The following is a 13,208-nucleotide window of genomic DNA, read 5'->3' on the forward strand; positions in this document are numbered from 1 at the left end:
GGAATCGTCACAACTACGCGGCACCGCCGAAGCGAAGATCAGCCGAAACCGGATACGGTGTGCCTATGGAACGGAGCGCACAACGGCTGGGCCGCGCACTGGTGGTCATCGTGGACGATCGCGTCGCCCACGGCGAACACGAGGACAACACGGGACCGTTGGTCACGGAGCTGCTCGAAGAGGCCGGATTCATCGTCGACGGCGTCGTCGTGGTCGAGGCCGAGACGGCCGCGATCCGCAACGCGCTCAACACCGCGGTGATCGGCGGCGCCGACCTGGTGATCACCGTCGGCGGCACCGGGGTCTCCCCGCGCGACCGCACGCCCGACGCGACGGCCGGTGTGCTCGACCGCCCGATCCCGGGCATCGGTGAGGCACTGCGCGCGTCCGGCCTCGCCGCCGGCGCGGTGGACGCGGGCATTTCCCGCGGGCTCGTCGGCGTCTCCGGCAGCACGCTGGTGGTCAACCTCGCGGGTTCACGCGCGGCCGTCCGCGACGGCATGGCGACGCTCTCGTCGCTGGTGCCGTACGTGATCGACGAGCTGTCCGGGCTCGAAGAGGCCTAGTTCTCGGGCGCGGGTCCGGGCTCTGTCCCGGGCTCGCCCTTTTTGTCCTGGTGCAACACTCCTTCCACCTTCTCGGTGACGTGGCCGATCTTGTCCTCGAACCGGCCACCGGTGACCTTGTTCGCCCCGGCCGACGCCGCCGAGACACCCTTGGCCGCGACGTCGCCCGCCTTCTCGGCCAGCGGCCCGGCCTTCTCGCGGACTTCGCCCGCGACCTCTTCCGCTTTGTGGATGGCCTGGGCGGCCAGCCCCTTCGCTTTGTCGACAATGCTCATGCGCTGATGGTCCCACCGGTCGGCGGACCTCGCGACCGGTGCGAAAATGGACGTCATGCCAGGTGAAGACGAGGACAAGCGCTCCGCCGCGGCGGCGAAACGACGGGTCGACGAGATCTTCGGCGACGTCCTGCCGGACACGACCTCCGACGAGCGAGAGCCGGGGCGGCGCACCCCGGACTCCGACTCGTGGTTCCTGGAGAACCGGCCGCCTCATCACGACCGGTGAACCGGGTCAGCTTTGGCGGTTCTGCTGCGCGCGGAGCAGGTCGCGGATCTCGGTGAGCAGTTCGACGTCGGTCGGCTCCGCCGGGCCCGCCTCCTCGCCGCGCTTGCGCCGCTCCTGGACGTGCTTGACCGGCAGCACGATCACGAAGTAGACGACGGCGGCCACGATCACGAAGTTGATCGCCGCGTTGATCACGCCGCCGAAGTCCATGAACGTCGAGTCGTTCGCGCTGAGGATGTTGAACCCCAGCCCCTTGGCGGCGTCCGACCCGCCGATGGCGTTGATCAACGGTTTGATCAGGCCGTTCGTGAAGGCCGTGACGATCGCCGTGAAGGCGGCGCCGATGACCACCGCGACCGCGAGGTCGACGACGTTCCCGCGCATCAGGAAGTCCTTGAAACCCTTGAGCAAGACGCTCTCCTCTTCACCTGGGACGGTTCGCCGACCGTCCCGTTCCATACCGGGGGGACGCAGGCGCCCGCCGCCATGGGCAGGCGCGAGCTAGCGGAGGGTAACCGTTATGGACCGTTCCAGCGAGATGGCGGCGACTCGTGTCGCGATCGCGGAAGGCAGGGAAAGCAGCACCAAAGGTCCCTCGCTCCCGGTGCTGGGAGCCGTCGGGTCGCGGGCCGCCTGAGCCCCCACGGCCGCCACGACAGCCATGCTGGCCAGCACAGACGCTTCGCGCCCGGCCTCGGCGGCCGCGACGACGTCGACCCGCTGGCCCGGCCTGAGCAGCTCCGTGACGCCGGCGTCGGCGAGCCTCACCGGGACAGTTGAACTCTCGGGATCACCCGATCCGGGGATGGCCGCGTCCAGCAGGCGGACGTCGGTCAGCGGTTCACCCGCCCGCGCGGCACCGACGAGCAGCCGTCCCTCCACCGTGGCGGGCAGGCCGATGGCGCCCTGTGGACGGACGTCGTCCGGGAGATCGACGAGCTTGAGGTCGGCGGCGCGCAGTACCGACCCGGCCGCGAGGTCGCGGGCGGAGACCACGGTGGCGGTGCCGGAAGCACCGCGGGCAGACGCGGGAAGGAAGAGCGCGACCAGGCCGCTGAGCAGCAGGGACAGGGCAAGCCAGCGGCGCAGCAGCCGCGCTGGCCTGCCGCGAAGTCTTCGCAGGACGGGCAGAGCGTGGAGCACGGGATTCCCCCTCGTCGATCGGTGATGATCTCGACGCTAGGGGCGGTACGCGGGCCCTGGAAAGAACGAAAACCCCCGGCTGTGGATAACCGGGGGCCTGTGGACAACTCGGGACGTCAGGAAGCGGCGGCGGCCGTTTTCGTCGTACCCGTGGAGGAGGATGCCGCGCTCTTGGTCTCCGACTTGGACTCGGTCTTCGACTCGGACTTCGTCTCGGTCTTGGCCGGGGCCGCGGTCGTGTTGGCCTTCGAGTCGCGCGAATCGTTGCGGTAGAAACCGCTGCCCTTGAAGACCACGCCGACCGAGCTGAAGACCTTGCGAAGCGGTCCCGAGCACTGCGGGCACACGGTCAGGCTCGCGTCGGAGAACGACTGCACGGCCTCGAAAGCGTGGTCGCATTCCTTGCAGGCGTACTGGTAGGTGGGCACTGCTGCTCCTTCGTGCATTGGCACTCAGCCGACAAGAGTGCTAACGCCTAACGGTACCGGGGCATTCCGACGCAGGTCAAACAAGGTTTCCCAAGGTCACATGAGGACCTGGTCACGGCACCTGTGCCGCTACGGAGCGGGGCCTGCTTCCTTCCGGGTGATCCTCATCTGCCGAAGGTGAGACATCTAGCCCGTCTGGATATTGCGAATCTAGAGGGGCTAGATTAACGTGGGTGGTGAAAGCGATGAAGTACCGAGACGTGCGGCGGGCACTTCTCGACGAAGGCTGCGCTCACAGATCGACTCGCGGGAGTCATGAGAAGTGGGCTTGCCCGTGTGGTCGGCATCAAGCGATCGTGCCCAACCACAAGAACGTCTCCCCCGGAGTCGTGGACGACGTCATCAAGAAACTCCCGTGCCTACCGAAGGGGTGGCTGCAATGACCGGCACCTACGTCGTCTTGGCCAAACGCTGGAAGCGCGGCTGGGAACTTCACGTCGACGGTGTCGGTGTCACGCAGGCGGGCACTTTGTCCAAAGCGGAAGCCGTCGCCCGTGAGTACATCGCGTTCGCACTGGATCTCGATGACGAGAACTCCTTCGATGTGGACGTCGTCCCTCAGCTCGACGCCGAGTTGGCGGAGCAGGTCCGGTCGGCGCGTGCCGACGTGCGAGACGCGGAACGTCGGCAACGCGAGGCGGCGGCGAAGCAGCGTGAGGTGGCGAAGAATCTTGGAGCGTCCGGATTGTCCGGGCGAGAGATAGCCGCTGTGCTGGGTCTGACACCTCAGCGTGTGAGCCAGCTGATCGGTGGTTCCGCGGGAAGGGACGCCGCGAAGAGCAGGACTCCCGCGAACAAGATCAAACAGAAGAGAGCGGTCGCCGGCGGCTGACGCCGGAGTGCGGGAAAGGCGGTCACCATGTCGGAAGAGGATCCGTTCGGCGGCAGGAACCCGACCAGTCACGAGCGGATGACCGGCCTGCCCTGGGACGCCTCGTACCTCGAAGGCCCCGCCCCCTGGGATTTCGGCGGACCCCAGCCCGCGGTCGTGCGGGCGGCGGGAAGCTTCACCGGCACGGTGCTCGACGCGGGCTGCGGGTCGGGCGAGAACGCGCTTCATCTCGCGTCGCGAGGGCTTCCGGTGCTGGGCGTCGACGTCGCCGAGACGGCCCTCGCCATCGCACGGCGAAGGGCGAGCGAGCTGGGGCTCGACGCCGAATTCATGACGGCGGACGCGCTTCACCTGGAGCGGCTCGGGCGGCGGTTCGACACCGTGCTCGATTGCGGGCTCTTCCACGCTTTCGACGCGGACGAGCGCGTCGCGTACGTCAAGAGCCTCGAAGCGGTCACCAAGGGGACGCTCTACATCCTGTGCTTCAGCGACGGCGAGAACGCCGGGCCCCACCCGGTAAAACATGAAGCGCTGACAAAGCCCTTCGGGGCAGGATGGCGTGTGAAGACCATCGTGGAGGAGCGCGTCCGGACGAGGTTCCACGACGAAGAGGGCGCTCCCGCGTGGTTCGCGACGATCGAAAGAGAGCCGTCGGATGAGTGAGTTGCGAGATCTCCTGGCCGACGTCGCCGCCCGCGTCACCCGATACCGCGAAAGCGTCGCCGACGCCCCGGTCTTTCCGGACGACACGACGGGTGTCCGGGAGAAGCTCGGCGAACTGCCCGAAAAGCCCACCCCGCCCGCCGACGTGATCCGGCGGCTGGCCGACGCCGTCGAGCCGGCGTTGGTGGCGAACACCGGGCCGAGGTACTTCGGTTTCGTCACCGGTGGCGCGCTCGACGCCGCGACCGCGGCCGACATGCTGGCGACCGGATGGGACCAGCCCGCGTTCAACCAGGTCACCTCGCCCGCCGCCGCGATCGTCGAGGAAGTGGCGGGCGAATGGCTCAAGGAGGTCCTCGGTCTCCCGGACGGTGCCTCGTTCGGCTTCGTGACCGGCGGACAGGGAGCGAACACGGTCGGCCTGGCCGCCGCCCGGCATCACCTGCTGGCGCGGGCGGGATGGGACGTCGAGCGCCGGGGACTGCAGGGGGCGCCGCCTCTGCAGGTCGTCGCCGGAGAGGAGCGACACGCGTCGATCGACCGGTCGCTCCGCTTGCTGGGCCTGGGCACCGACGCGGTGCGGCCGGTGCGCGCGAACGGCCAAGGTGCCATCGACATCGCCGATCTCGAAAGGACGCTCGACGGGCCCGCAATCGTTTGCCTCCAGGCCGGGAACGTGAACACCGGCGCTTTCGACGACTTCGCCGCCGCGACGGAGATCGCCCGCCGGCACGACGCGTGGGTCCACGTCGACGGCGCGTTCGGGCTCTGGGCGGCCGCCGCTCCCACGCTCAGGCGATGGACCACGGGTCTGGAAGGGGCCGACTCCTGGGCGGTCGACGGGCACAAGTGGCTCAACGTCCCGTACGACAGCGGCTACGCGTTCTGCGCCCACCCCGAGTCGCACAGGGCCGCCATGGCTGTCACCGCCGCGTACCTGACCGGCCAGGGCGCCGACGGGGTGCGAGCGCCGGGCGACTTCGTGCCGGAGTCCTCCCGCCGGGCGCGGGGATTCGCGACGTGGGCAGCGCTCAGCGAGCTCGGCCGCGAGGGCATCGCCGAGATGGTCGAACGATGCTGCGCGCTGGCCAGGAGGTTCGCCGGGAAACTCGAGGCGTGCGAGGGCGTCACCGTCGTGAACGACGTCGTGCTGAACCAGGTGCTCGTCGCCTTCGACGGGGAAACCGACCGCGTCGTCGAAGCCCTCCAACGGTCCGGCGAGTGCTGGATGGGCGCGACCACCTGGCACGGACGGCGCCTGATGCGCATCTCCGTGTCGAACTGGAGCACGACCGAAGCGGACGTCGATCGCAGTGTCGAGGCGATCAAGGCGGCGCGGAAGAGCGATCAGGAATCGAGAAGCGGCGAGGACCGGTCTCACCTAGCGTGACCATCATGGACATCGCCATTCACGGAAGCTTCCTTCCCCAGACCGACCCCGAAGCCGCTTTGGCCTTTTACCGCGACCTCCTCGGCTTCGAGGTGCGCAACGACGTCGGCTACGACGGCATGCGCTGGCTCACCGTCGGCCCGCCGGGGCAGCCCGTGTCGATCGTGCTGCACCCGCCCGCCGTCGACCCGGGCATCACCGACGACGAACGCCGGGTGATCAGCGAGATGATGGCCAAGGGCACCTACGCGGGGATCCTGTTCTCCTCCGACGACCTCGACGGCCTCTTCAAGCACCTGCAGGAGGCGGGCGCCGAGATCATCCAGGAGCCCACCGACCAGCCGTACGGCCTGCGTGACGGCGCCGTCCGCGACCCGTCCGGGAACCTGATCCGTATCCAGCAGCGCGTCTGACGTTCATCGGGTGCGGGCGCGGACGTGAATCCGCTCGCCCTGTTCGCCGAAGAGGCTGAGCACCTCGACCCGCCCGCGGCCGGTGGCGCCGAACCAATGCGGCGTCCGGCAGTCGAACTCGGCGGCCTCGCCGGGACCGAGTACGACGTCCTGGTCGCCGAGCACGAGCCGCAGCCTGCCTCGCAGCACGTAAAGCCATTCGCGGCCGGTGTGGGTTCGGGTGCGGGGCTCGTCGTCGCTCGCCGGGATCGTCATCTTGTAGGCGCGAGGCCCGTCCTCGTGCCGTGTGAGCGGGATGAGCGCCCGGCCGTCCGAAGGCGCTTCGAGCACCCTCGGTGAGGCGACGATCTCGTCGACGCGCAGGCCCAGCGCGGCGATCACCGGCAGCAGCAGTTCGAGGCTCGGCTTGCGCTGCCCGGATTCGAGGCGGGACAGGGTGCTGGTGGAGATGCCGGTGGCGCGGCTGAGCTCCACCAGCGTCGTGCCTTTCTTGTCCCTGGCGCGGCGCAGCCGGGGCGCGATCAGTTCGATCGCCGCGGTGACGGCGGGTTGGCTCTCCATGCGGCCAGCAGAGCAGCTCGTCCCGATTCCGGCAAAGTTCTTTGCCGAAACAGCCAGAATCTCCCGATGCTGGCGTCATGATCGAGACGAAACGCCTTCCCGCCGGGGTCTACCTCCTCGCCTTCAGCCTGTTCGCGATGGGGAGCGCCGAGTTCCTGATGGCCGGGGTCCTGCCCGCGGTCGCCGCCGATCTCGGTGTCTCCCTGTCCTCCGCGGGCGCGCTCATCACCGCGTTCGCGCTCGGTGTCGTCCTGGGTGGCCCGCCGTTCGCCGTGCTCAGCTTGAAATGGCCTCGGCGTACGGCGTTGATGACCACGCAGGCCGCCTTCGCCGCGGCCATCGCCGTCGGCCTGCTCGCCGACGACTACTGGATCCTCCTGGTCACCAGGTTCGTCGCCGGTCTCGCCTACGCCGGGTTCTTCGCGGTCGCCACCGTGACCGCGATCAGCCTGGTGACCCCCGACCGCAACGCCCGCGCCTCCGGCGTCGTCGTCGCCGGGCTCAGCGTCGCCATGGTGGCCGGGGGACCGGTGGGCACGCTGCTGAGCAACCTCACCGACTGGACCGGCGGCTTCTGGGGAGTCGTGACGCTGACCGTCGTGGGCGTGGTCGCGTGCGCCGTCGGCCTGCCCGCCACCGCGCCTTCGACGGAACCCAGCCTTTCGGGGGAACTGCGCGCCATGCGGACGCCGCGTCTCTGGGGTGTCTACGCGATCACCATCCTGAGCACCGCCGCGTACATGGTGTCCTTCAACTACCTGGCGGCGATGCTCGCGGACGTCGTTCCCGCGGTCTGGATCCCCGCGGTTCTCGCGCTGTTCGGGATCGGCGCCTTCGCCGGACTGTCGATCGGCGGCCGCATCTCCGACCGTCGGCCACACCACGCGCTGCTCGGCGGCGGCGTCGGCATCGCGGTCTTCTCGGCGATGCTCGCCCTCTTCGCCACTTCCGTCTGGGTCGTCGTGCCGACGGTGTTCTTGCTGGGCATCGCGGCCTTCGTGCTCAATCCGGCGCTCTACGGGCGGGTCTTCACGATCGCCGCGTCCGCCCCGACACTGGCAGGCGCGACCACGGTCTCGGCCTTCCAGTTGGGGATCAGTCTCACTCCCGCCTTCGCCGCCGGGGCGCTGAACCTGGGTGCTTCGCTGGCCGCCATCCCGTGGATCGGCGCGGGTCTGGCGCTGGTCACGGTGCTACTTGTGCTCGTTTGCTAGCATGCGAGCATGGCTCAGGTCGAGAAACGGCAATTCAACGTCTATCTGCCGCCCGACCTCATCAAGCGGGTGAAGCACGCGTCCGTCGACGCGGACGAGTCGCTCTCGTCGTTCGTCGAACGGGTGCTGGAGGAATACCTGCTGCGGACCAGTGAGGAACGCGAGCGATGAAGATCATGCCGATCCGCTACAGCGCGGACGTCGAGGCCATGACGCGGTTCTACGCGGTGCTCGGTCTGCGGACCGGGCCGGTGTCGCGCCCCGGCGGCTGGGTTGAGATGCCCGCCGAGGCCGGGATGCTGGCCATCCACCGGTCGTCCGGCGACGACGGCGGCCGCTGTGAGCTGGCCTTCGAAGTCGACGAACCACTGGAGGACGTCGCGGAACGCTTGCGGGCAGCCGGATTCGAACCGGGCCCGCCGATGGACGAGGGCTATGGTCACTCGCTGCGCGTCCAAGATCCGGACGGGGTCTGGGTACAGCTGAACCGGTACGACCGAGACCTCTACACATGACCGGAATCCGGCTGGCGGTCGGCATCGTCGCGCTTGAATTCGCGGCCGCCGTCACCGGTTTCGTCGCCTCCACCTTGCTGCCCGTCGTCGCCGGCGATCTCGACGCGAGGGGCGACCTCGGTCTCCTGATCGCCGGTTCGACGCTGGGGTTGTTCGTCGCGCTTCCCTTGGCTAGCAGGGTCCTCGGCCGGCTGGGCCCTCGCGGCACGCTCGCGGTCGGGATGATCGCCTACCTCGGCGGGCTCACCCTGGCCGCGTCGGCACGGACGGCGTGGATGTTCGCCCTCGGCCAGTTCTCCGCCGGGCTCGCCAGCGGCCTCCTGGCGATTTTCGGTGTCAGCTCGGCGATCCGGCATCTCGACGACCGGCTGCGGATCCGCGTGATCGCGGCGTCGTCGGCGATGTGGATCGTGCCCGCACTGGTCGGCCCGGCCGCGACCCTCGGCCTGGAACATCTCGTCGGCTGGCGGTGGACCCTGTTGCTTCCGGTGCCGTTCGTCCTTTTCGGACGGTTGCTGGTCGTGCGTGCCGCGCGCGGCGACGCACCCGATGCCGCTTCACGGCCCTTGCTGCGGACGCTTTCGGTGCCACTGGGAGCGGCGATCGTCGTGTTCAGTGCGGGTTTCTGGCCGCTCGCGCTGGCCGGGGCGGCGATCACCGCCGCCGGGATGGTCGCGATCCTGCCGCCGGGCACCGCACGGCTCCGGCCGGGAACCCCCGCCGCGCTCGGCGCGATGGTGCTGTTCGCGATCGGCTATTTCGGCGCGGACAGCCTGATCACCGTGCTCCTGACGAGCGGTTTCCACCTGAGCCTCGGGCAAGCGGCGATCGTGCTGAGCGCCGCCCCGCTCGGCTGGGCGGTGACCAGCCTCGTCGCGGCCAAGTTCTCCTCGGCACGCTTTCCCGTCGTGGGCCTGAGCCTGACCGCCCTCGGCACCGCGGCCGTGGCCTTCGGTGGTTCGTTCGCCATAGCCCTCGTCGCCTGGACGGTCGCCGGAATCGGCGTCGGACTCGCTTACCCGGGCCTGTACATCAGGGCCACGACGGCGGACGCGAGCGGTTTCACCGCCGCCGAACTGGCGACCGCCGTCATCACCGCCGAAACTGTCGGGCAATTGCTAGGCAGGGCTGTCGGCGGTGCCTTGAGTTCCTCGGGCACCGGATTGTTGGCCTCGTACGGGCTTTTCGCGGCCGCCCTGGCGGCGGCCGCGTTCGCCGCGAGACGTCAGTCGATGAGGACGTTCTTGTAGAACAGGTTCGCGTAGCGGTTGATGTTGTCCATGCTGCTACGCGATCCGAAACCCATGTACAGCCGGGTTTCCCCGGCCAGGCTCCGGTAGATCCCCAGCCCCTCCGGCTCACGGAACACCAGCGACTGCCCCGCCTTGGTCAATGCCCGGCTCTTCACGGTGCCCGTGTTCATGTCGATGCAGGTGACGTAGGAGTTGATGTCGGCGGGGTCCGCGTGTCCCGTACCGTCCAATGTGTACAGATACTGGCCGTAGATGGTGTAACCCTGGAACGTCACCGGCACGGTGGACAGCGCGGGCTGCGCGAAATGCGCCAGCGGCGAGCTGAAGTTGCCGGCGGCCGCGGAGGCGAGCGGGTAGACGCTGTAGAACATCTTGCCGTTTTCCTTGCGGCGTACCGCGATCCGCTTGTTGATCGGATCGGTGGCACAGGTGATCGTGTCGCTGCCGGTGAGGAACTTCTTCACCGAAGGCGTGCCACCGTTGACGAACTTGAACCGGGCCAGGGCCGTACCGCGGCCGGCACTGGTGGAGCCGTCCGAGTCGCATTCCATCCAGATGTAGGAGTCGGTGCCCACCGGTTCGACGCCGATCGACACCCCGTGCCCGGCGTTGTTCAGATGCATCGAGCCCTGGATCTCACCGGAGAAGTTGACCTGGGTGACACACAGGTCGTCCCCGGTCCCGCCGTTGCGGGCGTTCACGATGAAGATGCGCACGTTCTGGTTGTCGAAGGCGAAGCCCTGCATCACGTGGTGCGATTCGTGCAGGATCTTGCTGCGGAACTCATCGTAGGACGGCTTGGTGAGGTCGAACCGCTTGGACGCCGGCACCGCTGCCGAAGCCGGTCCGGCGAACACCGCGCCGGTACCGAGCAGCGCCGTCGTCGCGGCGAGACCACCACCGGCCCGCAGCAGCGAACGCCGGGAGAACGGGGACCGGACGGGGTCCGTGGGCACCTGCTCGGACATGGGCGCTCGCCTTCGTCGGGTTTCGCGGTCCCGGTCGAAGGTTGTTCACGCTCGTACAAGATTCGTACAAACCCGGCGGTGACCCCGGCACCGCGAAGCGACTGAGCGATGCCGGGGTCGCCGATCTACCTCCCCTCACACAGCGCGGCGTTGGCGACGTCGATGGCGCTCGGGTCGGTCGGGAGCTGGTTCGTGTTGGTCACGACCGACGCGAACCTGCCGTCGTCGGTGGCCAGCGTCAGCGACGCGTGCCCGGTCGGCAGGGAACCGTCGTGTCCCCAGGCGACGCCGCCGCAGGACAACTGGATGCTGAACTGCCCGAGCCCGTACCCGGCGGGAGAACCCGGCGTCCACGGCACGACGGTGCGCATCTCCGCGAGGGCCCTCGGCGAGACGACCGTGCCCGAAACGAGCGCACGGTCGAACTTCGCGAGATCCGTCAAGGTGGATTCGATCGCGGCCGACGCACTCCACTTCGAGAGCTCGAACGAGGTCGTCATATCGACCCAGAAGTAGGCGCCACCGAGCTGGAAACCCTGGTATCCGGGCAGATACGGACTGGTGAGCGTGCGCTTTCCCGGCGGCGGGAACGAGGTTTCGGTCAGCCCGAGCGGTTCGATGATCCGCTCGGTGATCGCGTCACCGACGTATTTCCCGGTGAGTTTCTCGATCAGCAGGCCGAGCACCAGGTAGCCGACGTTGGAGTAATGGTAGGCGCCAGGCGCGGAGACCGGTTTGTCGTCCATCGCGGCCCGCACGAGCGTGGCCAGGTCGAACGTGCCGTCCGGTTTGGTCTTCGCGCCGGCGGGGTCGTGGGGGAATCCCGCCGTGTGGTTGAGCAGCTGCCGCACGGTGATGACGGTGCCGTCGTAATTCCCGGTGACGACGCCGGGCAGGTACTGCTCGATCGGAGAGTCGAGGTCTACGAGCCCCTCGTCGAACAACTGGAGCACGACGGCCGCAGTGAAGGTCTTGGTCTGGCTGGCGACCCGGAAATGGTCGCCGGCCGTGATGGGCCGCTGCCCGGGGGTGGTGGCCGAGCCGCTCGACAGGGTCCACGAGCCTTGGCCGTCGCCGGCGTGGACGGCCGCGCCGGGGCCCGCCTTCCGCTGGAAGCGGTCGAGCATGGTCTGTACGGCGGCGTGATCGCCGGTCTCGGCCGCCACCGCGGGCGCGACCGGCACGGCGAGCGCGACGGCCAGTGCGACACCGGCGATCCGCTGGGTCTTCGTTCCCATTCTCTTCTCCCTCAGTCTTTTTCGGAGTTCGCCGAGGCATCACCGATCGCGGTGAGGCCTTTCTCGACGACGTCGAGCACACCGGCGACGCCTTCGAGCAATTTCACGAGGTTTTCGCCGCTGACGAGCAGTTCGCCGAGTTTCGCCGCGATCCGGCCGCCGTGTTCGACGGCGATCGCCACACACTCCGGGATCGCCTCGGCGATGCTGGCCCCGAACGTCGCGGGCGCCGCCGCGATGGCCCTCGTCATGATCGGCACGATCTTCCCGATGGCCTCGGTGATCAGGCGGGTGACGATGTCGACGGCCTGCGCCACCACCTCACCGGCCGCGACGATCGCCTTCGCGTTGGTCGCCGCGGCCTCCGCGACCGTCTTGATCCCGTCGACCAGCTTCGTCGCCGTCGCGGTGTAATCCCGCTTGGCGTCCCCGGACCATTCGCTCGTCTCGTTCTCCGTCGTGGAGCCGTAGTCCTCGGCGACGGAGTTCGCGCCCCGCGAGACCCGGTCGTGCTCGGCGGAGGGAGCCGAAACCGACCCCGGCTCGCCGCGGAGCTGCCCGAGCGGCTCTTCGAGGAACGAGATCATCGGCGTCAGGAAGTCGCACCCGGCGCTGCTCAGCGCGGACAGCGGGCTCGCCGTCGAGCCGAGCATGTCGAGTGAGACGGCCGGTTCGCCGCGGAGCTCCGCGGACAGCCATTCCTTGCCGCCGACGGAATCCCGCGCGATACGCAGGTTCGCGAGCGCGGTGCTGACCTCCACCGCCGTCGTCATCGTGCGCCTCCGTCCCGGTTCAGGCGGGCGGCGTGTTCTTCGTCCGTGCTCTGATACATCCCGGCCGCCCTCCGCATGCCATCGCCGACGTCGTCCATGACCGACGCGGTGCGGGCGAACGCGTCCCTCGTCCGGCTCATCGCGGCGCCGATGCCCGCGGTGAAGCACTGCACGAACGGTCCGAGCGCCGTCGGCGGCATTTCGCCGGGCAGCGCCGTGCCGAGTGACGACAACTGGTCGGCATGCGCGGCGAGCCGGCCCGCGTGCCGGCGTAACTGGTCGGGATCGACGGTGTAGGACCGTTCCGCGGTCATCGCACGACCTCCGGCGAGAGGTGCCGGGTGAGCCGGGTGAGTGCCGGGCCGTCGCCGAGATACCCGGCCATCACGTCGGCCATCCGTTCGCCGGCGAGACGCTGGGCCTCACGTGCGGTGGTCACGATCAACACGGCGAGCGCGTCGGCTTCGAGTCTGCGCGCGGCGGGCGTCAACGCGACACCCTCGAGCACCCCCGCCGCGTTGACCGAAACGGTGACCTCACCCCGAGGTGAGCGTGCCGTCGCCCCCGCCTGTTCGAGACTCTCCCGAGCCTGGCGCGCGCCGTCCGCGGCGCGTTCGAGCCGGTCTCGGTAGTCGGCGAGCCATTGTGCCGGCTCCATGGTGTTCCCCTTCCTTGTTCGATGGAACG

Annotated in this window: 21 protein-coding genes; 11 read left to right on the forward strand and 10 right to left on the reverse strand. The window is 68.9% G+C overall.

Going from position 1 to position 13,208, the window contains the following annotated elements:
• Positions 1 to 65 precede the first annotated feature (65 nt).
• Complete coding sequence (locus ACSMFO_RS09565) at positions 66 to 566, forward strand: MogA/MoaB family molybdenum cofactor biosynthesis protein (protein ID WP_005155592.1); 501 nt, start codon at positions 66 to 68, stop codon at positions 564 to 566.
• Here ACSMFO_RS09565 and ACSMFO_RS09570 read toward each other — a convergent pair.
• Positions 563 to 841, reverse strand: a complete 279-nt coding sequence (locus tag ACSMFO_RS09570; protein ID WP_436458096.1) for a hypothetical protein — start codon at positions 839 to 841, stop codon at positions 563 to 565. The two genes, ACSMFO_RS09565 and ACSMFO_RS09570, sit on opposite strands and share 4 nt — an antisense overlap.
• A gap of 55 nt (positions 842 to 896) precedes the next feature.
• On the opposite strand from ACSMFO_RS09570, the gene ACSMFO_RS09575 reads away from it, so the two are divergent.
• Complete coding sequence (locus ACSMFO_RS09575; RefSeq protein ID WP_174491993.1) at positions 897 to 1,070, forward strand: hypothetical protein; 174 nt, start codon at positions 897 to 899, stop codon at positions 1,068 to 1,070.
• A gap of 6 nt (positions 1,071 to 1,076) precedes the next feature.
• On the opposite strand, the gene mscL is transcribed toward ACSMFO_RS09575, so the two are convergent.
• The 3 genes from mscL to ACSMFO_RS09590 form a co-directional block, all read right to left on the reverse strand.
• On the reverse strand, positions 1,077 to 1,481 hold the full coding sequence (gene mscL, locus ACSMFO_RS09580) for a large-conductance mechanosensitive channel protein MscL (protein WP_038508148.1): 405 nt from the start codon (positions 1,479 to 1,481) through the stop codon (positions 1,077 to 1,079).
• A gap of 90 nt (positions 1,482 to 1,571) precedes the next feature.
• Positions 1,572 to 2,213, reverse strand: coding sequence for an SAF domain-containing protein (locus ACSMFO_RS09585; protein WP_436458098.1), 642 nt, complete (start codon positions 2,211 to 2,213; stop codon positions 1,572 to 1,574).
• A 116-nt stretch (positions 2,214 to 2,329) separates the two neighbouring features.
• A complete protein-coding gene (locus ACSMFO_RS09590; RefSeq protein ID WP_037340509.1) occupies positions 2,330 to 2,641 on the reverse strand; it encodes an FmdB family zinc ribbon protein in 312 nt (103 codons plus the stop codon).
• Between the two features lie 245 nt (positions 2,642 to 2,886).
• Here ACSMFO_RS09590 and ACSMFO_RS09595 point away from each other — a divergent pair, with 245 nt between their 5' ends.
• From ACSMFO_RS09595 to ACSMFO_RS09615, 5 genes are read left to right on the forward strand one after another with little or no spacing between them, the layout of a single operon-like run.
• Positions 2,887 to 3,084, forward strand: a complete 198-nt coding sequence (locus ACSMFO_RS09595) for a type II toxin-antitoxin system HicA family toxin (RefSeq protein WP_360082199.1) — start codon at positions 2,887 to 2,889, stop codon at positions 3,082 to 3,084.
• Positions 3,081 to 3,533: a hypothetical protein gene (locus ACSMFO_RS09600; protein ID WP_436458100.1), complete on the forward strand. Its 453-nt coding sequence runs from the start codon at positions 3,081 to 3,083 to the stop codon at positions 3,531 to 3,533. The genes ACSMFO_RS09595 and ACSMFO_RS09600 overlap by 4 nt, the downstream gene beginning before the upstream one ends.
• Positions 3,534 to 3,560: 27 nt before the next feature.
• Complete coding sequence (locus ACSMFO_RS09605; RefSeq protein ID WP_436458101.1) at positions 3,561 to 4,196, forward strand: class I SAM-dependent methyltransferase; 636 nt, start codon at positions 3,561 to 3,563, stop codon at positions 4,194 to 4,196.
• Complete coding sequence (locus tag ACSMFO_RS09610) at positions 4,189 to 5,586, forward strand: pyridoxal phosphate-dependent decarboxylase family protein (protein WP_436458102.1); 1,398 nt, start codon at positions 4,189 to 4,191, stop codon at positions 5,584 to 5,586. Before ACSMFO_RS09605 ends, ACSMFO_RS09610 begins: the two co-directional genes overlap by 8 nt.
• Positions 5,587 to 5,591: 5 nt before the next feature.
• Positions 5,592 to 5,999: a VOC family protein gene (locus ACSMFO_RS09615; protein ID WP_038522339.1), complete on the forward strand. Its 408-nt coding sequence runs from the start codon at positions 5,592 to 5,594 to the stop codon at positions 5,997 to 5,999.
• A gap of 3 nt (positions 6,000 to 6,002) precedes the next feature.
• On the opposite strand, the gene ACSMFO_RS09620 is transcribed toward ACSMFO_RS09615, so the two are convergent.
• Complete coding sequence (locus ACSMFO_RS09620) at positions 6,003 to 6,560, reverse strand: helix-turn-helix domain-containing protein (protein WP_037340514.1); 558 nt, start codon at positions 6,558 to 6,560, stop codon at positions 6,003 to 6,005.
• Positions 6,561 to 6,637: 77 nt separating this feature from the next.
• On the opposite strand from ACSMFO_RS09620, the gene ACSMFO_RS09625 reads away from it, so the two are divergent.
• Genes ACSMFO_RS09625 through ACSMFO_RS09640 form a run of 4 tightly spaced genes read left to right on the forward strand, consistent with a single transcriptional unit; the run spans position 6,638 to position 9,539 of the window.
• Complete coding sequence (locus tag ACSMFO_RS09625) at positions 6,638 to 7,774, forward strand: MFS transporter (protein ID WP_436458104.1); 1,137 nt, start codon at positions 6,638 to 6,640, stop codon at positions 7,772 to 7,774.
• A gap of 9 nt (positions 7,775 to 7,783) precedes the next feature.
• Positions 7,784 to 7,945 carry a hypothetical protein gene (locus tag ACSMFO_RS09630; protein ID WP_016337362.1) on the forward strand — a complete coding sequence of 54 codons (162 nt, stop codon included), beginning with the start codon at positions 7,784 to 7,786 and terminating at the stop codon, positions 7,943 to 7,945.
• Entirely contained in the window at positions 7,942 to 8,289 is a 348-nt protein-coding gene (locus ACSMFO_RS09635) for a VOC family protein (protein ID WP_436458105.1), read from the forward strand. Before ACSMFO_RS09630 ends, ACSMFO_RS09635 begins: the two co-directional genes overlap by 4 nt.
• Complete coding sequence (locus tag ACSMFO_RS09640) at positions 8,286 to 9,539, forward strand: MFS transporter (RefSeq protein WP_436458106.1); 1,254 nt, start codon at positions 8,286 to 8,288, stop codon at positions 9,537 to 9,539. The genes ACSMFO_RS09635 and ACSMFO_RS09640 overlap by 4 nt, the downstream gene beginning before the upstream one ends.
• Here the strand turns inward: ACSMFO_RS09640 and ACSMFO_RS09645 are convergent.
• The 5 genes from ACSMFO_RS09645 to ACSMFO_RS09665 all read right to left on the reverse strand — a co-directional run bounded on the left by ACSMFO_RS09645 (position 9,515) and on the right by ACSMFO_RS09665 (position 13,179).
• Complete coding sequence (locus tag ACSMFO_RS09645; RefSeq protein ID WP_436458108.1) at positions 9,515 to 10,510, reverse strand: phage baseplate protein; 996 nt, start codon at positions 10,508 to 10,510, stop codon at positions 9,515 to 9,517. The two genes, ACSMFO_RS09640 and ACSMFO_RS09645, sit on opposite strands and share 25 nt — an antisense overlap.
• A 125-nt stretch (positions 10,511 to 10,635) precedes the next feature.
• On the reverse strand, positions 10,636 to 11,748 hold the full coding sequence (locus tag ACSMFO_RS09650; RefSeq protein WP_436458109.1) for a serine hydrolase domain-containing protein: 1,113 nt from the start codon (positions 11,746 to 11,748) through the stop codon (positions 10,636 to 10,638).
• Positions 11,749 to 11,759: 11 nt separating this feature from the next.
• Positions 11,760 to 12,521, reverse strand: a complete 762-nt coding sequence (locus ACSMFO_RS09655; RefSeq protein ID WP_436458111.1) for a hypothetical protein — start codon at positions 12,519 to 12,521, stop codon at positions 11,760 to 11,762.
• Positions 12,518 to 12,835 (reverse strand): WXG100 family type VII secretion target, encoded by a 318-nt coding sequence (locus ACSMFO_RS09660; RefSeq protein ID WP_436458113.1) that lies wholly within the window; start codon positions 12,833 to 12,835, stop codon positions 12,518 to 12,520. Before ACSMFO_RS09660 ends, ACSMFO_RS09655 begins: the two co-directional genes overlap by 4 nt.
• Positions 12,832 to 13,179 (reverse strand): YbaB/EbfC family nucleoid-associated protein, encoded by a 348-nt coding sequence (locus tag ACSMFO_RS09665; protein ID WP_038508166.1) that lies wholly within the window; start codon positions 13,177 to 13,179, stop codon positions 12,832 to 12,834. The genes ACSMFO_RS09660 and ACSMFO_RS09665 overlap by 4 nt, the downstream gene beginning before the upstream one ends.
• Positions 13,180 to 13,208 lie beyond the last annotated feature (29 nt).

Source organism: Amycolatopsis sp. w19, from assembly GCF_051373225.1.
GTDB classification, from domain to species: domain Bacteria; phylum Actinomycetota; class Actinomycetes; order Mycobacteriales; family Pseudonocardiaceae; genus Amycolatopsis; species Amycolatopsis japonica.